This is a genomic window from Streptomyces sp. NPDC029526 (genome assembly GCF_040637405.1).
In the GTDB taxonomy this organism is placed as follows: domain Bacteria; phylum Actinomycetota; class Actinomycetes; order Streptomycetales; family Streptomycetaceae; genus Streptomyces.
In genome coordinates this window covers 1,045,860-1,064,532 of sequence record NZ_JBEZWE010000001.1, presented here as the reverse complement: position 1 = coordinate 1,064,532, position 18,673 = coordinate 1,045,860, and the positions used below count along the sequence as shown (strand labels likewise).

Genomic DNA, 18,673 nt, shown 5'->3' with positions numbered 1-18,673 from the left:
CCGGTGGGGGGAGGGGCCGGGTCAGCCGCGAGGGGGCGGGCCGGTGAGAAGTGTCTGGAGGTCCTGGGGCTCGTCGGCGTCCGGGACGGCGTACAGGGCGTCGAACCAGGACCGGGAGGCCGGCCCCTGCCCCGCGCACTGCTGGAACTTCGCGGCCAGCTCGGCGGGTGAGAGCGGGCGGTGCGAGTCGCCGCGGGAGTGGTGGACCTCCCGGACCAGGATCCGGCCGTCGTCGGTGTGCAGCCGGACGACGGTGTGGCCGGGGCCGGCGGCCGGCGGACGTTCGGTCAGTTCCACACGGGCCATCAGTTCGGCCACGCCGGGACGGTGCAGCGCCTCGTCGGTGAAGTCGGCGAGCCGGACGTCCCCCGTGAGCAGGGCGACGGCGAGGGTGTACTCCAGGGAGAACTTGGCTTCCAGCCCGTTGCCGGGCGCGGTGTCCCGCAGCGGGCGGGTGCCGCCGTGCTCCAGGGTCACCTCCACCCGCACGATCCGGCCGGTGCCGGCCGCCGCTCCGTGGCAGAGGTCCTCACCCAGTTCCGCGCGCAGCGAGATGCCTGCGTCGATGGCGCGCTGGGTGGCGAAGCAGGACGGGTATGCCTTGATCGCGTAGTCGTCCACCCACGCCGTCGCCCAGTGCTCCAGGCGCTCGTGCAGGACGCGGGTGCGTTGCGGGTCGGGCTCGCCGAACAGGTCCAGGAAGCCGCCGCGCGCCTCGAGCTGGGCGGGGTGGGCGGTGAAGCCGCGCGCGGCGAGGCCGACGGCCATCACGGCGTCCCGGGAGGCGAGGCCGGCGTGCATCGGCTTGGTCATCGTGCCGAAGTTCGCCAGGCTGCCGGCCGCCTGGGAGGCGGCGATGCCCAGGGCGTGGGCGGTCGCCTCGCGGTCCAGGCCGAGCAGCCGGCCGGCGGCGGCCGTCGCGGCCAGCCGGCCGGTGGTCGACGTGTTGTGCCAGCCGCGGCCGTAGTGGACGGCGTGCGGCAGCGTCTCGCTGACCGCGCGGAAGACGGCGGAGCCGACGCTGTACGCGGTGACGAGCTCGCCGCCGGTCACCGGCCGGCGGGCGGCCAGCGCGAACAGGGTCGGCAGGAGGACGGCGGCGGGGTGCATCGCCATCGAGGGGGCGGCGTCGTCCCAGTCCAGGGCGTGGGCCGCGGTGCCGTTGACCAGGGCGGCGTCGGCGGGGCCGAACCGGTCCCCGGTGCCCCACACGGCGGCCGTGCCGGACGCGGGGAGGGCACCGGGCGGCGCCTGGTCCCCGACCCAGTCGCGCACCAGCAGGGCGGCCGGGGTGGCGAGCCCGGCGACCGCGACGCCGACGGTGTCGGCCACCAGACCGCGCAGAGCCGCCCGGGCCGCGGGCTCGGCACGGCGGTCCGGCCGGCAGACGAAGCCGACCAGCTGCGCGGTGGCGCCGGTCTGCTGCGACGTGGGGGAGGCGACGCTCACAGCTGTCCTCTCGACGGTGGATCCGCGGGCGCCTCGGCGACCCGCGGTGACCAGTGTCGGAGCCACGGGCGCCGCGTGGCCGCCGCCTCGCATCCAGCGGAATTGGCTTTCCCCGGGGGGTGCGGGGCGCCGCGTCCCCCCGGGTCACGCCGGCCGGGGCCCGGACACCTCGCGTGAGGGGCGGGCCGCGGGAGGGATGCCGAGGGCAGGACGGTGCCGCACACGGGGCCGGCCGCGGGTGGTGGGGTGCTTCGGGCGGGGGCGGTGGCGAGTGGGGAGGGTGCCTCGGTTGGGGGTGGTTGCGGGTGGTGGGGTGCTTCGGGCGGGGGCGGTGGCGAGCGGTGGGGGTGTCTCGGTCGGAGACGGTCGCGAGCGGAGAGGGTGCCCCGGTTGGGGGCGGTCGCGAGCAGCGGGACGCCCCCGGGCGGGCGGCGCGCCCCTCGGTGCGGCACGCTCCGGGGCGATGTGTGACGTCTCACCGCCGTCCGACGGCGGGCGCGGTACAGCAGCGGGGAGAGCGGGCGGCGGCTGGTGCGGTACGGCGCGGAGAGCGCGGCGGCGCTCCCGTCACGGGCCGGTGGGGAGAGCGGGGCGGCGCTCCCGTCACGGGTCGGCGGAGGTGTCCGAGGCGTCGAGCCGCTCCGCACGGTCCGGCCGGAAACCGCCGTACCGGTGGCAGCCGCCGGCCGGAGGGCGGAGCCCGGCCGACGGCGCCTGCCGGCGGGGAGGCACACGGGGTCCGTCGCCCACGGGCAGGAACCAGCCACCACCGGACCGTCACCCGCGGCACGCTCCGTGACCGGACGGCGCGGGCGCCGCCCGCGGGAGCCGGGGCGACGGACCGCGCCGACCGGACGGCGCGGGCGCCGCCCACGGGAGCGGGGGCGACGGACCGCGCTCAGGCGTGGGTGCGCATCGTCGGCGGGTCGTCGTCCGCCGCCGCGCGCAGGCCCGCGGAGATGTCGCGGGCCGTCGTACGGGCCAGGCGGCCCAGCGACACCGGCGGGTGCTGGCCCCGGCGTCCGCCGATCATCACGCAGGTGCCGACCGTCTGGTCCTCGGCGAAGACCGGGGCGGCGGCCCACACCAGCGGCGAGGTGTGCCCCGCGCCGATGGGGGAGTGGGCGAAGCCGAGCCGGCGGACCTGGGCGATCTGCTGCCGCCAGGCGAACTGTTCCTCGCTGCGCAGCGGGCGCGACGCCGGACGGCGGTCCGGGTCGTTCCCCCAGGCCAGGAGGACGAGTCCGGCGGGGTGCTCGTCCAGTGACGGCGTGCCGAGCTGTTCCCAGACCCGGACCGTGCCGCGGCCCGCGATCTTGTCCATGATGTGCAGCCGGTCACTCCGGCGGGTGGCGAGCGCGACCGGCAGACGGGTGCTGGCGTGCAGGTCGACCAGGGCGGGGCGGGCGCAGTCGCGCAGCAGCCGGATGTCCGGGACGCCGTGGCCGAGCTGCCACAGGCGGGGCCCGAGCCGGTACCGGCCGCGGCCGGTGCGCTCGATCGCGCCGTGTTCGGAGAGGGTGGCGAGCATCCGGTGCACGGTCGCGGGCGGCAGGTCGGTCGCCGCGCAGATGTCCGCGACGGACCGCTCGGGCACGCCCCCGGTGAAGCAGCCGAGGATGTCGAAGGCCCGCGCCAGCACTCCGCGCTTGCCGTTGATCTCGCTCATTCCGCCCCCGTCTCCTCACCCTGCGTTCCCTCGGGGAGAACAGTTTCAGCCATGTGAAAGATGTGTGACAGGGAACGTACGTGATGGCGTTGCGTTACGTCGAGGTTTCCTGATCGGGCGAGATGAAATTCCGATTGGTGAGCGATCGGGCCACCCGGGACCCTCTCTTTGTCACTGTCGGTCGTGCCCGTCACGGACGCATCCTCTGCACGAGCCGAGCTCTCGGGCATGACCGAAGGACTGGACCTCCCATGGCTTCCACTCGATTTCGCGCACTCGCCACGACCGCCGTCGCGGCGCTCGCCCTGTGTACCGCCTGTTCCTCCGACAGCTCCGGCTCGGCGGACGCGTCGTCCGCCGACAAGCCGCTGAAGCTGGCCGTCTTCGCCTCCCTCAACGGTGTGCCGGCGTTCGCCGCCGACGAGGAGGGCGTCTTCGACAAGCACGGCCTGGACGTCGAGATCGGCACGGCGAAGACGTCCACCGAGATGGTTCCGCAGCTGCTCGGCGGCAAGGTGAACCTGGCCCTGCTCGACACCGCGACCTCGCTCGTCGCCGCGGGGCAGGGCGTCGACCTGGTCTACGTGGCCGCGGCCACCGACGGGGGCATCCCGGAGGGCCAGGAGGACTTCAGCTTCGCCAACGTGTGGGTCAAGAAGAACTCCCCGATCAAGTCGCTGGCCGACCTGTCCGGCAAGACCGTCGGTGTGCCGCAGATCAAGAGCGCGCCCTGGGTCGACCTGCGCGGATCGGTCGACGAGGCCGGCGGCGACAGCTCCACCATCAAGTTCGTCGAGTCCCCGGACCCGCTGGCCGCCCTGAAGTCCGGCCAGGTCGACGCGACCACCACCCCCGAGCCGGTGGGCACCGTGGAGCGCGCCAAGGGCGAGCTGCACCCGCTCGGCCCGGTCAACTCCGGTGGCGGCGGATCGGCGTACGTCTGGGTCACCACCCGGGCCTTCGCCGACGCGAACAAGGACACCGTGAAGGCGTTCGCCGAGGCGGTGCGCGAGGGCAACAAGGCCGTCAACGACGACCGCGACCTGCTGGTGAAGACCGCCGCCGAGGTCCTCGGCGCGGACGCCGGGCTGCTGAAGAAGGCCGCCTTCCCGGTCTACGCGGAGAAGCCGCTGACCAAGGCCGACATCGAGTTCTCGGTCGAGTACATGAACAAGTACGACATGTTCGAGAAGGCCGCACCGGACGCAGAGAAGCTGATCCTCCCGTGACCCGTACCACCCTCCGGGCGGCGCCCCCCGGCGCCCGGCGCCTGGTGAACAGGCTCCTGGCGATCCTGGTCGCGCTCGTCGTCTGGCACCTGTTCGCCCGCGGGCCCGGATCCGCCAGCGGGTTTCCCACACCGCTGGAGAGCGCCGAGTCCGCCGCCGACCTGGCCGGCACCTCCGCCTACTGGTCGAACATCGCCACCTCGGTCGAGACCGCCCTGATGGGGCTGGGCCTGGCCCTGCTGATCGGCCTGCCCGTCGGCCTGCTGACCGGGGCGAACGAGCACGTCCGGCGCAGCACCCAGCTGATCCTGGACTTCGGCCGGACGGTGCCCGCGATCGCGCTGCTGCCGCTGTTCCTGCTGATGTTCGGCGCCACCCGCAGCCTCGGCCTGATCCTCATCGTGGTGTCCGCGGTCTGGCCGGTCATCATCCAGACCTCGTACGCCGTCGGCGAGATCTCGCCGCAGCTGCGCCGGGTCGGGCGGGCCTACCACCTCACCCGGTGGCACCGGCTGCGCTACCTGATCGCCCCGTCGATGCTGCCCTTCGTCTTCGTCGGGCTGCGGATCGCCGCGACGCTCTCGCTGCTGATGGCGATCAGCTCGGAGTTCCTCGGCGGCTCCGACGGGCTGGGGTACCTGCTGCTGCAGTCGATGCAGATCAACGACACCCACCGGGCGTTCGTCTACTCGTTCACCGCCGCGGCCCTCGGCCTGGTGCTCAACCTGATCTTCGTGCTGCTCCAGCGCCGCGTGCTGTGGTGGCACCCCTCGGTCCGCAAGGGAGGTGCGGCATGAGCAGGACGCTGCGCGTCGTCACCGCCGTCGCTCGGGAACTGTGGCTCCCCGTCCTCCTGATCGCCGCCTGGTGGTGGTTCAGTGCCGGCAGCACCTCGCTCTACTGGCCGCCGCTCGCCGACATCACCGACCGCTTCGTCGACCTGTGGTTCTTCGACCACCTCGTCGAGGACGCGCTGCCCAGCGTGATCCGGCTGGTCTCCGGGTTCGGCATCGGGTTCGCCGTCGCCGTGCTGCTCGGCCTGCTGCTCGGGTCCGTCCCGGCACTGGAGGACGCGACGCGGCCGCTGGTGGAGTTCATGCGGGCGCTGCCCAGTGTGGCGCTGCTGCCGATCATGATGCTGCTGCTCGGCACCGGCGACGACATGAAGGTGGTCACCATCGCCTTTGTCTCCACCTGGCCGATCCTGCTGAACACGGTCGAGGGCGTCCGCTCGGTCGATCCGGTGCTGCACCGGGTCGCCGCCGGCTACCGGCTCAGCACCTGGCACCGGATCCGCTACGTGATCGTCCCCGCCGCCATGCCCCAGGTCTTCGCCGGCGCCCGGGTGGCGCTGTCGATGTCGGTGGTGGCGATGGTGCTCACCGAGATGCTCGGCAGCCCGGGCGGACTGGGCTACTTCGTCCTCGATTCGCAGCGCACGTTCGACATCGTCGCGATGTGGACCGGCCTGCTCGTGCTCGGCCTGATCGGCTACGCCGCGAACAAGGCGTTCGGCCTGGTCGAGGCCTGGGTGCTGGCCTGGCACCGCGGCTACACCAAGCAGAAGGAGGACCAGCGATGAAGACGCAGACCACCCTGAGCAAGGGCGAGCCGGAGGGCGGTGCCTCCGATCCGGTCATGCGGATCAGCGGGCTGGGCCACAGCTACGGCGAGCGCCAGGTCCTGAAGGGACTGGACTTCGAGGTCGGCCGCGGCGAGATGATGTGCATCGTCGGCCCCTCGGGCGTCGGCAAGACCACGCTCCTGGAGTGCCTGACCGGACTGCGCCGCCCCAGCGAGGGCGAGGTGACCTTCGCCGGCCAGCGGATCGAGGCACCGCCGCGCGGGCTCGCCATCGTCTTCCAGGACTACAGCCGCTCGCTGATGCCCTGGCTCAGCGTCCTCGACAACGTGGTGCTGCCCCTGCGCTCGGCGGGTCTGGACAAGGCCGAGCGGGAGACGACGGCCCGGGAGGCACTGGCCGAGGTCGGTCTGTCCGACTTCACCGGCCACTACCCCTGGCAGCTGTCCGGCGGCATGCAGCAGCGGGTCGCGATCGCGCGGGCGCTGGCCTACCGGCCGTCCGTGGTGGTGATGGACGAGCCGTTCGCCTCGGTCGACGCCCAGACCCGGGCGGACCTGGAGGACCTGCTGCTGAGGGTGCGTGAGCACCTCGGCATCACGGTGCTGCTGGTCACCCACGACATCGACGAGGCCGTCTACCTCTCCGACCGGGTCCTCGCCCTCGGCGGCAAGCCCGCCGGCATCCGCTCCCTCCTCCCCGTCGACCTGCCCGCCCCGCGCGAGCAGGTCTCCACCAAGGCGCTGCCGCGGTTCGCCGAACTGCGCAGCCAGGTCTACAGGCTGATACGCGATGTCTGAACCCACCACCGGCGCGGCCCTGACCGCGATCGACCCGCGCACGTTCCGCGAGGCCCTCGGGCACCACCCCACCGGGGTCGCCCTGGTCACCGCGACCCTCGACAGCGGCGAGCACATCGGGATGGTGGTGGGCACCTTCAACTCCGTCTCGATCGACCCGCCCCTGGTGTCCTTCATGCCGGACCGCAGCTCGCGCACCTTCGCCCGGCTGCGGGAGGCGGACACGTTCTGCGTCAACGTGCTCGCCGCCGACCAGGCCGACCTCGTCACCAGCTGGCGCGGCCCGCAGTCGTTCGACGGCGTGGAGTGGCGGCCCTCGCCGTCGGGCGCGCCGATCCTCGGCGACTCGGTCGCCTGGATCGACTGCTCCTACCACGAACTGGTCGACGCCGGTGACCACTACATCGTGCTCGGCGAGGTCCACACGCTGGAGGTGCAGCGTCCGACCAGCCCGCTGCTCTTCTTCCAGGGCGGCTTCGGCGGCTTCGCGCCGTCGTCCTTCCTGGTGCCGGGCGAGCACGAGCTGATCAGGGCCGCCCGCCTCAGCGAGGCGGCGATGGAGCCGCTGGCCGCGCTGGCCGCCGAGGAGTCGGCCGACGTGTCGCTGCTCGCGTCGATCGGCGACCACGACGTGGTGATCGGCACCGAGCGGGGCTCGGCGACGCCCACCTACTTCGAGATCGGGCTGCGGCTCCCGCACCTGCCGCCGGTCGGCGCCGTCCACCTCGACCCCGGCGACGACGCGGGCCTGACCCGCTGGCTCGACCGGCTGCCGCGCAAGGACGAGGCGGCGCGCGAGCGCTGCCGTGAGCTGGCGGAGCGGGTCGCCGCCCAGGGCTACTCGCTCTGCCTGGTCGGACACGCACCGGACCGCGACACCTGGCAGGACGTCACCCGCTACATCCACGGCGAGCCGACCCCCCGCCGTCACCGCCAGGTGCTCAGCATGCACCTGGACCGCCTCGACTACTACGAGCCCGACCTCGATCCCGACGGCTCCTACGACGTCCGCTCCATCACCGTCGCCGTGCCCATGACCGGCACCCCGCGGCTGGCGGTCCGGATGTCCTTCCCGCCGGCCGGCGCCGACGGCAGGACCGTCGCCCGGTGGGGCGCGCAGGTACGCGACCGGGCCGCCGAGGTCGCCGACCTGATCCAGATCCGGTTCGGCCAGGACCGCGTGCTCGGCTGAGGCCCGGCCCGCACGCCCGAGATGCTCGACATGCTCGACAGCGAAGGAGAGACATGACCGCCCGCGTCACCGCCCTCGGTTACCTGCAGTTCACCGCCACCGACCTCGACCACTGGCAGGACTTCGGCCGGCGTGTGCTGGGACTCATGGCCGACCGCCGCAGCGACGACCGCCTGCTGTTCCGCATCGACGAGAAGACGTACCGGCTCGAGGTGCGCCCCGGTGAGCGCGGCGGCGTGAGCGCGGTGGGCTGGGAGACCAGGGGCCCCGCCGAACTCGCCGAGCTGGAGGAGCGCCTGACCGCCGCCGGGTACGAGGTGACCCGCCCGGGCCCGGAGGTCGCCAAGGAGCGCATGGTCTCCGACCTGATCCGCTTCCGCGACCCCGACGACGCCTACGACCACGAGATCTTCTGGGGGCTGGCCACCTCCTCGGTGCGGTTCGCCTCCCCGATCGGCGCCGAGTTCGTCGCCGGCACCGAGGGCGTCGGCCACGTCCTGCAGGTGGTGTCGGACCGCGAGCGCTACGAGTCGCTGTTCATGGACGTGCTGGGCTTCCGGCTCTCCGACCACATCGACCTCGCCCCGGACCTGGCCGCGACGTTCCTGCACTGCAACCCCCGCCACCACTCCTTCGCCTTCACCCCGCAGGTGCCGGGCCGCCCACTGGGCGTGGGCCACTTCATGCTCGAGGTGACCGACCTCGACGTGATCGGCCGGGCCCTGGAGCACATCGAGGACGAGCCGCACCGGCTGCTGAAGACGTTCGGCCGGCACAGCAACGACCGGATGATCAGCTTCTACCTGCTCACCCCGTCCGACGTGGGGCTGGAGTTCGGCACCGGCGGCATCAAGATCGACGACGCGACCTGGACCCCCACGCGGTACGACACCGCGCACTTCTGGGGTCACCACGCCGTCGACCACCACTGACACCGTCCCGCCTGCCACACCCCCCACCGCCACACCCGAGAGGAAGGGCGCCATGAACGCCGTGCTTGACCGCGTGCTGCAGCACGCCGAGCTGCTGGAGAGCGACGCACCCCTGTCCGAGGAACTCGGACGGGTCAGCGACGAGGCCGCCGCCGCGCTGCGCGGTTCCGGCGTGATCCGGATGCTGCAGCCCCGCGACTTCGGAGGCCACGAGTCCCACCCGTCCGACTTCATGCGCACCGTCTTCGAGATCGGCCGGCGCAACGGCGCAGCCGGCTGGGTCGCCGGCGTGGTGGGCGTGCACCCGCACGAACTCGCCCAGGGCGACCGGCGGATGCAGGAGGAGATCTGGGGCGAGGACCCCGACACCTGGGTCGCCTCGCCCTACGCGCCGATGGGGCGGGCCCGGCCGGTGGAGGGCGGCTACCGGTTCAGCGGGCGCTGGCCGTTCTCCTCGGGCACCGACCACTGCCGATGGGTGATGATCGGCGGTCTGATCACCGACCAGGAGGGCAACGTCACCGACCGGGAGACGATCCACTTCGTCCTGCCCCGCCCGGACTACGAGATCGTCCACGACTCCTGGGACGTGATGGGGCTGCGCGGCACCGGCAGCAAGGACATCGTCGTCAAGGACGTCTTCGTGCCGGAGCACCGGCTGATCCGCACCGACCCGGTGACCGACGGCAGCGCCGGGCTGGTCGCCGGCCGGGACGTGCCGCTGTACTCGATGCCGCGCAACGTGGTGTTCTCCGGCGCCATCACCACCGCCACCATCGCGCTGGCCCAGGGCACGCTGGACGCCTACCTGGCCTGGACCCGGGAGCGCGGCAGCCGCTTCGGCTCGGCCAGCCGCGACCCGTTCCAGCTGTCGGCCCTCGGACCGGCCGCCGCCGACATCGACGCCAGCCTCCGGCACGTCCTGCACGACGTGGACCGGGCGTTCGACATCGTCTCCTCGGGCCGGCTGCTGACGCTGTCCGAGCGGGCCGAGATCCGCCGCAACCAGGTCTCCGCCTCGCACCGGGCGGCGGCCGCCGCCGACGAGGTCTTCAAGGTCAGCGGCGGCTCCCAGCTGCACGCGCGCAACCCGATGCAGCGGATGTGGCGGGACTGCCAGAGCGCCCTGCACCACGTGCAGAACTACGCCGGCCCGCTGTACCAGGCGTACGGCATGGACTTCTTCGGCGGCGAGATGCCGGCGGCGGTGAAGGTCTGATGCCCACCGCGCCCCTGACCCCCGAGTCCACCTCCCGCTTCGTCACGGTCGGCGGCACCCGCCTGCACTACCACGAGGCCGGCACCGGACCGGAGGTGCTGCTCTGCATCCACGGCGGGGCCCCCGGCGCCTCCGGCTGGGGCAACTTCGGCGGCAACCTCGCCGGACTGTCCCGCAGCGCCCGGGTCCTGGTCGTCGACCTGCCCGGCTACGGCCGGTCCGACACGATCAACCTGTCCGGCGGCAAGTACCGGCCGTACGCCGACGTGTTCGCCGCGATGCTCACCGAACTGGGCATCGAGCGGGCGAGCGTGGTCGGCCTCGCCACCGGGGGCGCGGTCGCCCTCGCGATGGCGCTGCACCACGCCGAGCGCGTGGACCGGCTGGTGCTGGTCTCCAGCGCCGGCGGGGTCCCGCTGTTCAGCACGATGCCGTCCGAGGGACAGAAGGCGATCCGCTCCTACTACGCGGGCGAGGGCCCGACGCGGGAGAAGATGCGCGCCTACCTGCGGATGATGATGTTCGACCCGGCGCTGGTCACCGACGAACTCGTCGAGGAGCGCTACCGGGAGTCGGTCGCGGGCGGCGAGGAGCGCCGGGCCGCCGCCGAGTCCGCGGGCGGGCCGGCCGAGCCGCTGTGGCAGGAACTGGACCGGATCACGGTGCCCACGCTGATCGTGTGGGGCACCGAGAACCGGGTGCAGGGCTTCGACAACGCGCTCTTCCTGCTCAAGCGGATCCCGGACGCCCAGCTGCACCTGTTCAAGCGCACCGGGCTGTGGGTGCCGCACGAGCGCGCCCCGGAGTTCGACCGGCTGGTCCTCGGCTTCCTCGCCGACCGTCCCACGGGCGCGCGCGCCGCCTGAGGCCGCCCGACCGACCGCCCGGCCGTCCGGCCGCCCGACCGCCCGAGAGGCAAGGAGAGAAAAATGGCGTACACGAGCGTGTGGTCCGACCTGGCGCAGGTCGAGTTCCGGCAGGGATTCCTGCGGACCCCGTCGTACCGGACCCGCTACCTGCAGGCGGGCAGCCCCGACAAGCCGCTGCTGCTGATGCTGCACGGCATCACCGGTCACGCCGAGGCGTACGTGCGCAACCTGGCCGCGCACGCGGAGCACTTCAACTGCTACGCGATCGACTTCATCGGCCACGGCTACTCCACCAAGCCGGAGCACCCGCTGGAGATCCCGCACTACATCGACCAGGTCCACGAGGTCCTGGACGCACTCGGCCAGGACAGCGCGTACTTCAGCGGGGAGTCGCTCGGCGGCTGGGTGACCGCCCGGTTCGCACAGCTCCACCCGGAGCGCACCGAGCGGATCGTGCTGAACACCATGGGCGGCACGATGGCCAACCCGAAGGTGATGGAGCGGCTGCTGACGCTGTCCACGGAGGCCGCCGAGGACCCGTCGTGGGAGCGGGTCAAGGCGCGCCTGGAGTGGCTGATGGCCGACCCGTCGATGGTCACCGACGACCTGATCCGCACCCGGCAGGCGATCTTCGAGCAGCCGGACTGGAAGACGGCCTGCCGGATGAACATGGCGCTCCAGGACCTCGAGATCCGGCGGCGCAACATGCTCGGTGACGACGACCTGCGGGCCATCCGGGCGGAGGCGCTGGTCGTGTGGACCACCAAGGACCCGTCGGGTCCGGTCGACGAGGGGCGCCGCATCGCGGACCTGATCCCCCGCGGCCGCCTCGCGGTGATCGAGAACGCGGGCCACTGGCCCCAGTACGAGCAGACCGAGACCTTCAACCGGATCCAGCTGGACTTCCTGCTCGGCCGCTGACCCCGCTCCCCCCGCCCGGCCGTCCCCGCGGTGCACCGGAGCCGGGCCGCCCCTCACGCGTCCGCCGTGGACGCACCGACCAAGCCTCATCGCAAGGAGTGACGACATGGGAGTTCGTTCGGGTGCCGACTATCTGAAGGGCCTGCGGGACGGCCGCCGACTGTACGTCGACGGTGCCCGGGTCGACGACGTCACCGCCCACCCCGCCTTCCAGGGGGTGCTCGCGACGCTCGCCGGACTCTACGACGCCCAGTCCGACCCCGAGTTCGCCGACGTCCTGACGGTGCGGGACCCCGTGACGGGGGAGCGGCACAGCACCACCCTGCTCGAGGCGCGGGACCACGAGGACGTGCTGGCCCGGCAGCGCTGCGACCGGCTCAGGACCGAGCTCACCTACGGCATGATGGGCCGGCTCCCGGACTTCATGAACGCCTACCTGCTCGACGTGAAGAGCAGCCTGACCCACGTCGGCAAGCACGAGGAGGCGGCCCGGATGGACGCCTACCTCGACCGGCTGCGGCGGGAGGACCTCGCGGTCACCCACACCCTGGTGGACCCGCAGAGCGACCGCTCCACGCAGGACGCCCCGCCGGAGGCGGTGCGCATCGTGGAGCGCCGCGAGGACGGCATCGTGATCCGCGGCGCCCGCCTGCTGTCGACCCTCGCCCCGGTGGCCGACGAGGTGTTCGTCGGCCCGTACGTCCCGCGCCGGCCCGGTCAGGAGGACTACGCCCTGGTCTGCACGCTCCCGCTGGACACCCCCGGCCTGAAGATCCTCTGCCGGCAGGCGTACGACCGCGGGGACGGCCTGTTCGACACCCCGCTGAGCGGCCGGTTCGACGAGGGCGACGCGATCCTCGTCTTCGACGACGTGTTCGTCCCGCAGGACCGGGTGGTCGTCGCCGGTGACCTGGACGCCTACAACAACGTGGTGCGCAACGCGGTCGGCTACGGGCCGCTGCAGGGCGCGGCGCGCAGCACGGCCAAGCTGAAGTTCCTCACCGGGCTGGCCACCGTGGCCGCGCGGACCACGGGCCGGGCCGAGTCCCGCCGGCACCAGGAGGAGATCGGCGAGGTCGTCGGCCTGCTGAACGTCGCCGAGGGCCTGCTCGACGGGGCCGCGCTCGACCTGAGCCGGCGGATCGGCGAGCGCCGCGACCCCGCGTCGGTGCGGCGCGGGCACGGCCTGCCGGGGGAGGAGTCGCGGGTCGGCATCGCGGCGCTGACGTTCTTCTTCCCGTCCGCGATCGCCCGGGCGGTGGAGGTGCTGCGGATGATCGCGGGCAGTGGCGCCATCGTGATGACGGAGGGCGACCTGCGGCACGAGGACATCGCGCACCTCGTCGACACGTACGTCCACGGGCCGGGCGTGAGCGCCGAACGGCGCCTGCGGGTGATGCGGATGGTCTGGGACATGACGTGCAGCCCGTTCGCCGCCCGGCAGGCCCTCTACGAGCGCTACTACACCGGCGACCCGATCATCGGCAGGGTGCAGTTCTTCAACGCCCCGAAGACCCGCGAGGCGGAGGCCCTCGCCGAACGCCTGCTGGGAGCCGGGACCACGAACTGACCCGGCAGGGGGTTCCTTTCCTTCGGCCCGGTCACCGGTGCGGGCGAGGGGTGCACTCGAAAGCCGTATCGGCGGTGGCGTGATGGCCCTTCATGTGACTGGGTGTCAGTACGACAGGACGACGAGGAGACGTGGGGAAAGCGGCGCACACCCGGCGCGGCGGCACCGCGGCGACGAACCCGAGGAGCAGACATGGCCCCACCCCCGCGACGGTCCCGGCTGCGGCGGCTGGCGTGTGTCGCCGCGACGGTCACCGCGGCCGCCACCCTGGCCGCCGGACCCGGCTTCGCCGCCGGCGGGACGACGGACCCGTCCCCCGGCCCGGCGGCGCCCTCCCCCTCGGCACCGGCGTCGCCCGCCCCGCAGGAGCCCCCGGCGCCCGCACCGCCCGAGCCCGCCTTCGGCGCCTACCTCGACTACGGCCCCCGCGGGGTGACCCGCATGGCCGAGCTGAGCCAGTGGCTGGGCGGCGCCCGCCTGCGGGTGGGCCACACGTACCTGCCGGGTGACCGCTGGAGCAACATCGAGGGCCGCCCCGGCTTCCTCGACGTCTGGGCGAACTGGCGGCGCGGCGCCGACGACCGGATGCTCGTCCTCAACGTGCCCATGCTGGAACGCAACGAGGAGGGCCTGGGCGACGACGAGGTGCGCCGCCTGCTGAGGCAGGGCGCCGCCGGCCGCTACGACCACCACTTCCGCGCGCTCGCCGAGCGGCTGGTCGAGCTGAGGGTGCCGGACACGGTCCTGGTGCTCGGCTGGGAGATGAACGGCATCACCTACACCCACCGCTGCGGCCCCGACCCCCAGGCCTGGAAGGCGTACTGGAACCGGATCGTCACCACCATGCGCGCGGTGCCGGGCCAGGAGTTCCGCTTCGACTTCACCCCCAGCCGGGGGCGGGACGCCATCCCCTGGACCGAGTGCTATCCGGGCGACGACACGGTCGACATCATCGGCATGGACTCCTACGACCAGCCGCGCGGCATGCCCTTCGACGAACAGGTGACGGAGCCCTACGGCCTGCGGCACCACGTCGAGTTCGCGAAGGCCCGCGGAAAGCCCATCTCCTATCCCGAATGGGGACTCTTCCGCAACGGCGACAACGCCGAGTACATGAAGGGCATGCTCGCCTGGATGGACGAGCACAAGCCCCTCTACAACACGCTCACCGACTACTGCCCGCACGGCGTGTGGCAGTGCGGCCACAACCCCGAGTCCTCCGCCGTCTACCGCTCCGTGCTGTCCGGCCGCGGCTCCGGCCCCGCCCCGTCGGCCACCCCGCAGCCGGCGCCGTCCGTCCCGGCCGTCCCGCCGGCGGCCGCCGTACCGGCCGACTGCACGCCGCTCGACCTGGGGCAGTGGGTCGAGTACTGGATGGGCGGCCGGCTCTGCCTGCGCCTCGACTGGTGGTCGCGGGCCACCCGGTGACCCGGCCCGGGGCACCCGGGACACGGCCGGGCGGCCCCGACCGGCACGGGCGGCGGTGCGGCGGCGGCTCCGGTCAGGGCCCGCCGCCCGCGTCGGGTCCGCGCCGCCGCAGCTCCCGGCCGCGCCGCCGGGCCGCCGCGTCCCCGACCGCCGCCGCGAGCAGCGGTGCGGTGCGCCGCCGGGCGAGCAGCAGCCGGCCGTTGCGCACCGGTTCGGGCCGCCAGTGGTGCTTGTACGGCTCGTCCCCGCGCAGCAGGCTCAGCGTCGCGTGCGCACCGTCCTTGGTGTGCGTGGTGCACGCGTCCAGCAGCATCACCGCCACGTCCGCCCGCAGTTCCCGCAGCCGCGGATGCGCCCCGTACAGGTAACCGCCCGCGACCCGCGGCGACATCAGCGTCACGTCCACGGCGACCACCTCCCCGTCGAGCCGGAACTCGGTGACCACCGCGTCCCCGGCCCGCACCATCGGGCCGACGGCGCCCACCAGGTGCGCGCGGAACCGCGGCCGCAGGTGCTCGGGGGTGACGCGTCGGCCCGCCCACTGCAGCCGGTGCAGCTCCAGCAGCCGGGCCAGCGCCGCGTCCACCCCGTCGGGCGGGACCATGTGCCGCTGCACGCCCAGCCGGTCCAGCCTGCGCAGTTTGGCCCGCACCCGCTGCTGCGCCTTCGCCGACGGCAGCCGGGCGACCAGCTCACCCATCGGCACGGCGGGCAGCTCCAGGCACAGCGAGTCGTCCAGCCGCTGCCGGGGCCCCGGCCAGCGGGCGAGGAGCCGTTCGGCGGCGGCGCCCGGCCGCACCTCCCGCAGATCGACCAGCGCGGTGCGGGCGGCCCCCGCCAACGCGGCCGTGAGCGCGTCCACCGCCCCCTGCCCGCAGGTGTCGTCCAGCAGCACGTCGCCGTAGTCGGAGATCGCCCCGCCCAGTGTCACCAGCGCCGGCCACGGCCGCCGCACCCGCATCAGCGGGGCGGCGGCGACGAGTCGCCCGCCCTCGCGCACCAGCAGCAGCCGCAGGTCCCCCGGCCGGCCGTAGGTGTGCCACCAGGACGACAGCCAGGCGTGGCTCTGGAACGGGGTGGCCTGCCGGCACCGGCGGTACAGCCGGGTCCAGTCGTCGCCGAGCGAGGCGAAGGCGTCGTCGTCGGTGACCCGTTCGACGCGGTACGTCACAGCTGCCCGTGCACGTCGGCGGCGGGCGCCGGACCCGGCACCGACGGCGCGGGCGCCGGTTCCGGCACCGCACGCCGGGGGCGCGCGAGCAGGGCCAGGCCGCCCAGCAGGCCACCGGCGCTCGCCCCGACCGCCCCGGTCACCGTCCACGGCGCCGACGACGGCTCGGTGGGCTCGGTGGCCCGGGCGAACTGGCGCAGCTCCACGCGGGTGGCGTCCTCGGCGCCCGCCGCGTGCCGGGTCAGCGCGCGCGAGACGGCGTTGGCCATGTCGGCGGCCACGTCCGGCCGGGGCGAGGTCGCGGTGACCGACACCATCGGCGCGTCCGGCGAGGTCGCCGTGCGCACGCCGTCCCGCAGCGTGCTCACCGGCACGCCCGCCCACACCTGGGCGTCCCCGAGCACCGCGACCTGGCCCGCCACCCGGCCGTACGCCTGGGCGAAGCCGAGCGCGGTGCCCGGGTCGGAGTTCTCCTTCGGCACCGCCACCACGTAACTGGTGGCCGTGTACGTGGGGGTGGCGGCCAGCCCGTAGGCGGTGCCGAGCAGCGCTCCGGCGACGACACCGGCCGCGGGCAGCGACCAGGGCGGCAGGGCCCGCAGCCGGACCAGGGCGGCGGCCGGGCGGCGCCGCCGGGCGTGGTTCGCAGGGTTCTCGGTCATGTCGAACTGACTCCCTCGGGTGACGGGGACGACGGCGACGGCACCGGGGGTGCCGGTGAGGGCGACGGCGGCGGGGCCGCACCGGTCAGGGCGGCCGTGTAGACGTCCATGAGCAGGCCGGCGGTGCGGGTGACGGAGTAGTGCCGGACGGCCTCGGGCACCTCCCGGAACGGGGCGGCCGGCCCCCGGGGGCGCGCGAGGGCGCGCACCTCCGCCAGGGCGCGCGCGAACGCCTCCGGCCCGCCCTCGATCCGGCGGGCCCGGGGAGCCGCGGACGCGGGCAGGTCCTCCAGCGCCGGGCAGGAGGCGTACAGCACCGGCAGACCGGACGCCAGGGCCTCCACGACCGCCAGCCCGAACGCCTCCTGCGGGGACGGCGAGGCGAACACGTCCATCGCGGCGGTCAGCGAGGGCAGGCCGGGCCCCGGGGACCCGGCGGGCGGATCGGCCCGCTCGCCGGCGAACAGCACCCGGCCGGCCACCCCCGCCTCCCGCGCGGTCCGCCGCAGTACGCTCTCCTGCTCCCCGCCGCCCACCAGCAGCAGCCAGGTGTCGGCGGGCAGCAGGGCCAGGGCGCGGATCAGGACGTCGAAGCGCTTGCCCGGCACCAGCCGGCCGACGCCGCCGACGACGAACGCCCCGTCGGGCAGCCCGAGGCGGCGCCGGGTGCGCTCCCGTGCGGCCGGGTCGAAGCGGAAGCGGTCCGCGTCCACGCCGTTGGGGACGACCGCGATCCGCGACGCGGGCACCCCCCACTCCGCCAGCCGGGCGGCGACGGTGGCGGACACGGCGACGGTCGTCCGGCCCAGCCGCTCCCCGGCCAGGTACAGGGCGCGCACCCCCGGGGTGAGCGGGCGCCCCTCCATCTGCGTCGTGCCGAGGGAGTGCTCCGTGGCGACGACCGCGCGGACGCCCGCGAGCCGCGCGGCGATCCTGCCGTACAGGCAGGCCCGGTAGAGGTGGGTGTGCACCAGGTCGTAGCCGCCCGCGCGGATCAGCCGCGCCAGCCGGGGCAGCGCGCCCACGTCCCGGTTGCCGGCCATCCCGAGGTGGGTGACCCGCACCCCGTCGGCCTTCAGTCCGTCGGCGACCGCGCCCGGGTTGGTCAGGGTCACCACGTCGCAGTCGGCGGGCAGGTGCCGCAGCAGCAGCCGCAGTTGCTGCTCGGCGCCGCCCACGCCCAGACCGGTGATGACGTGCAGCGCCCTCACCGCGCGCCCTCCACCGGGCGGCGGCGCAGCCGGTGCAGCCGGTGTTTCAGGTACAGCCGCACGGAGGTGTCCCGCTGCCCGACGTGCACGCGGGGCAGGGCGTGCAGGCCGGTGAGCGGGCCGGGGTCGATGGCGCAGGCGTAGGCGTACCCGGCGTCGCGCACCGCGTCGACGGCGCGGCGGTCCAGGGTGCCGTACGGGTAGCAGAAGCCCTCGACCGGAGCACCCGTCAGCTTCGAGAGCAGTGCTCTGCTGTCGACGACCTCTGCGGTGAGCGTGGCGTCGTCGGCCCGGGTCAGATCGGTGTGCATCAGCCCGTGCGAGCCGATCTCCACGCCCGCGGCGGCGGCGCGGCGCACGCCGTCGGCGCTGAGCAGCGGCTTGCGCGGGCCGAGCGGGTCCCAGGCGTTGTCGCCGCCGAGCCGGCCCGGCAGCACGAACAGGGTCGCGGTGCACCCGTGGTCCGTGAGCACCGGCAGGGCACCGGTGAGGAAGTCGGCGTACCCGTCGTCGAAGGTGAGCCCGACCAGGTCGCGGCCCCCGCCCCGGGCGCGGGCGGCGAGCAGTTCGGCCATGGACACGCCCCGCAGCCCGCGCCGCCGCAGCCACCCCAGCTGGCGGTCCAGCCGTTCGGGCGTGACGGTGACGCGGTACGGGTCGTCGGCGCAGTCGCCGACGGAGTGGTACATCGCCACCCACGGCACGGGCCCGGCCGGGCGGGCGGCGGGTGCGGGGCGGTCTGCGGACACGGGTGCGGGTGCGGGCATGG

17 protein-coding genes are annotated in these 18,673 nt (G+C 74.1%); 11 read left to right on the top strand and 6 right to left on the bottom strand.

Annotated features, from left to right (window positions below):
• Window positions 1-21 precede the first annotated feature (21 nt).
• Both AB0F01_RS04805 and AB0F01_RS04800 read right to left on the bottom strand, forming a co-directional pair.
• Window positions 22-1,449 (bottom strand): MmgE/PrpD family protein, encoded by a 1,428-nt coding sequence (locus AB0F01_RS04805; protein WP_362089915.1) that lies wholly within the window; start codon window positions 1,447-1,449, stop codon window positions 22-24.
• Between the two features lie 898 nt (window positions 1,450-2,347).
• Window positions 2,348-3,118 carry a helix-turn-helix domain-containing protein gene (locus AB0F01_RS04800; RefSeq protein WP_362089913.1) on the bottom strand — a complete coding sequence of 257 codons (771 nt, stop codon included), beginning with the start codon at window positions 3,116-3,118 and terminating at the stop codon, window positions 2,348-2,350.
• A gap of 251 nt (window positions 3,119-3,369) precedes the next feature.
• Between AB0F01_RS04800 and AB0F01_RS04795 the strand changes: the two genes are divergently transcribed.
• The 11 genes from AB0F01_RS04795 (at window position 3,370) to AB0F01_RS04745 (ending at window position 14,860) form a co-directional block, all read left to right on the top strand.
• Window positions 3,370-4,347 (top strand): ABC transporter substrate-binding protein, encoded by a 978-nt coding sequence (locus AB0F01_RS04795; RefSeq protein ID WP_362089911.1) that lies wholly within the window; start codon window positions 3,370-3,372, stop codon window positions 4,345-4,347.
• Complete coding sequence (locus tag AB0F01_RS04790) at window positions 4,344-5,144, top strand: ABC transporter permease (RefSeq protein WP_362089909.1); 801 nt, start codon at window positions 4,344-4,346, stop codon at window positions 5,142-5,144. The genes AB0F01_RS04795 and AB0F01_RS04790 overlap by 4 nt, the downstream gene beginning before the upstream one ends.
• Entirely contained in the window at window positions 5,141-5,929 is a 789-nt protein-coding gene (locus AB0F01_RS04785; RefSeq protein WP_362089907.1) for an ABC transporter permease, read from the top strand. The genes AB0F01_RS04790 and AB0F01_RS04785 overlap by 4 nt, the downstream gene beginning before the upstream one ends.
• On the top strand, window positions 5,926-6,729 hold the full coding sequence (locus tag AB0F01_RS04780; protein ID WP_362089906.1) for an ABC transporter ATP-binding protein: 804 nt from the start codon (window positions 5,926-5,928) through the stop codon (window positions 6,727-6,729). Before AB0F01_RS04785 ends, AB0F01_RS04780 begins: the two co-directional genes overlap by 4 nt.
• Window positions 6,722-7,921 (top strand): flavin reductase family protein, encoded by a 1,200-nt coding sequence (locus AB0F01_RS04775; RefSeq protein ID WP_362089904.1) that lies wholly within the window; start codon window positions 6,722-6,724, stop codon window positions 7,919-7,921. Before AB0F01_RS04780 ends, AB0F01_RS04775 begins: the two co-directional genes overlap by 8 nt.
• Window positions 7,922-7,974: 53 nt before the next feature.
• Window positions 7,975-8,853 (top strand): VOC family protein, encoded by an 879-nt coding sequence (locus AB0F01_RS04770; RefSeq protein ID WP_362089902.1) that lies wholly within the window; start codon window positions 7,975-7,977, stop codon window positions 8,851-8,853.
• Window positions 8,854-8,905: 52 nt separating this feature from the next.
• Window positions 8,906-10,072, top strand: coding sequence for a hydroxylase (locus tag AB0F01_RS04765; protein ID WP_362089900.1), 1,167 nt, complete (start codon window positions 8,906-8,908; stop codon window positions 10,070-10,072).
• The gene (locus AB0F01_RS04760; RefSeq protein ID WP_362089898.1) at window positions 10,072-10,938 is read left to right on the top strand and encodes an alpha/beta hydrolase; all 867 of its coding nucleotides are present in this window, start codon (window positions 10,072-10,074) and stop codon (window positions 10,936-10,938) included. The genes AB0F01_RS04765 and AB0F01_RS04760 overlap by 1 nt, the downstream gene beginning before the upstream one ends.
• A 63-nt stretch (window positions 10,939-11,001) precedes the next feature.
• On the top strand, window positions 11,002-11,862 hold the full coding sequence (locus tag AB0F01_RS04755) for an alpha/beta hydrolase (RefSeq protein ID WP_362089896.1): 861 nt from the start codon (window positions 11,002-11,004) through the stop codon (window positions 11,860-11,862).
• 106 nt (window positions 11,863-11,968) lie between these two features.
• On the top strand, window positions 11,969-13,432 hold the full coding sequence (locus AB0F01_RS04750) for a 4-hydroxyphenylacetate 3-hydroxylase N-terminal domain-containing protein (RefSeq protein WP_362089894.1): 1,464 nt from the start codon (window positions 11,969-11,971) through the stop codon (window positions 13,430-13,432).
• A gap of 192 nt (window positions 13,433-13,624) precedes the next feature.
• Window positions 13,625-14,860 (top strand): glycosyl hydrolase, encoded by a 1,236-nt coding sequence (locus AB0F01_RS04745; RefSeq protein WP_362089892.1) that lies wholly within the window; start codon window positions 13,625-13,627, stop codon window positions 14,858-14,860.
• A 73-nt stretch (window positions 14,861-14,933) separates the two neighbouring features.
• Here AB0F01_RS04745 and AB0F01_RS04740 read toward each other — a convergent pair whose 3' ends face one another.
• The 4 genes from AB0F01_RS04740 to AB0F01_RS04725 are packed head-to-tail and all read right to left on the bottom strand — an operon-like array spanning window position 14,934 to window position 18,671.
• On the bottom strand, window positions 14,934-16,031 hold the full coding sequence (locus AB0F01_RS04740) for a GNAT family N-acetyltransferase (RefSeq protein ID WP_362089891.1): 1,098 nt from the start codon (window positions 16,029-16,031) through the stop codon (window positions 14,934-14,936).
• Complete coding sequence (locus AB0F01_RS04735; protein ID WP_362089889.1) at window positions 16,028-16,693, bottom strand: lipopolysaccharide biosynthesis protein; 666 nt, start codon at window positions 16,691-16,693, stop codon at window positions 16,028-16,030. The genes AB0F01_RS04740 and AB0F01_RS04735 overlap by 4 nt, the downstream gene beginning before the upstream one ends.
• Window positions 16,690-17,904 (bottom strand): glycosyltransferase, encoded by a 1,215-nt coding sequence (locus tag AB0F01_RS04730; RefSeq protein ID WP_362089887.1) that lies wholly within the window; start codon window positions 17,902-17,904, stop codon window positions 16,690-16,692. The genes AB0F01_RS04735 and AB0F01_RS04730 overlap by 4 nt, the downstream gene beginning before the upstream one ends.
• Window positions 17,901-18,671, bottom strand: coding sequence for a polysaccharide deacetylase family protein (locus tag AB0F01_RS04725; protein ID WP_362089885.1), 771 nt, complete (start codon window positions 18,669-18,671; stop codon window positions 17,901-17,903). Before AB0F01_RS04725 ends, AB0F01_RS04730 begins: the two co-directional genes overlap by 4 nt.
• Window positions 18,672-18,673 lie beyond the last annotated feature (2 nt).

Bases quoted from the DNA above. Each gene is read 5' to 3' on its own strand.
- AB0F01_RS04735 (WP_362089889.1), bottom strand. From the start codon at position 16,693: ATGACCGAGAACCCTGCGAACCACGCCCGGCGGCGCCGCCCGGCCGCC.
- AB0F01_RS04750 (WP_362089894.1), top strand. From the start codon at position 11,969: ATGGGAGTTCGTTCGGGTGCCGACTATCTGAAGGGCCTGCGGGACGGC.
- AB0F01_RS04800 (WP_362089913.1), bottom strand. From the start codon at position 3,118: ATGAGCGAGATCAACGGCAAGCGCGGAGTGCTGGCGCGGGCCTTCGAC.
- AB0F01_RS04775 (WP_362089904.1), top strand. From the start codon at position 6,722: ATGTCTGAACCCACCACCGGCGCGGCCCTGACCGCGATCGACCCGCGC.
- AB0F01_RS04795 (WP_362089911.1), top strand. From the start codon at position 3,370: ATGGCTTCCACTCGATTTCGCGCACTCGCCACGACCGCCGTCGCGGCG.
- AB0F01_RS04745 (WP_362089892.1), top strand. From the start codon at position 13,625: ATGGCCCCACCCCCGCGACGGTCCCGGCTGCGGCGGCTGGCGTGTGTC.
- AB0F01_RS04770 (WP_362089902.1), top strand. From the start codon at position 7,975: ATGACCGCCCGCGTCACCGCCCTCGGTTACCTGCAGTTCACCGCCACC.
- AB0F01_RS04785 (WP_362089907.1), top strand. From the start codon at position 5,141: ATGAGCAGGACGCTGCGCGTCGTCACCGCCGTCGCTCGGGAACTGTGG.
- AB0F01_RS04765 (WP_362089900.1), top strand. From the start codon at position 8,906: ATGAACGCCGTGCTTGACCGCGTGCTGCAGCACGCCGAGCTGCTGGAG.
- AB0F01_RS04760 (WP_362089898.1), top strand. From the start codon at position 10,072: ATGCCCACCGCGCCCCTGACCCCCGAGTCCACCTCCCGCTTCGTCACG.
- AB0F01_RS04780 (WP_362089906.1), top strand. From the start codon at position 5,926: ATGAAGACGCAGACCACCCTGAGCAAGGGCGAGCCGGAGGGCGGTGCC.
- AB0F01_RS04725 (WP_362089885.1), bottom strand. From the start codon at position 18,671: ATGCCCGCACCCGCACCCGTGTCCGCAGACCGCCCCGCACCCGCCGCC.
- AB0F01_RS04755 (WP_362089896.1), top strand. From the start codon at position 11,002: ATGGCGTACACGAGCGTGTGGTCCGACCTGGCGCAGGTCGAGTTCCGG.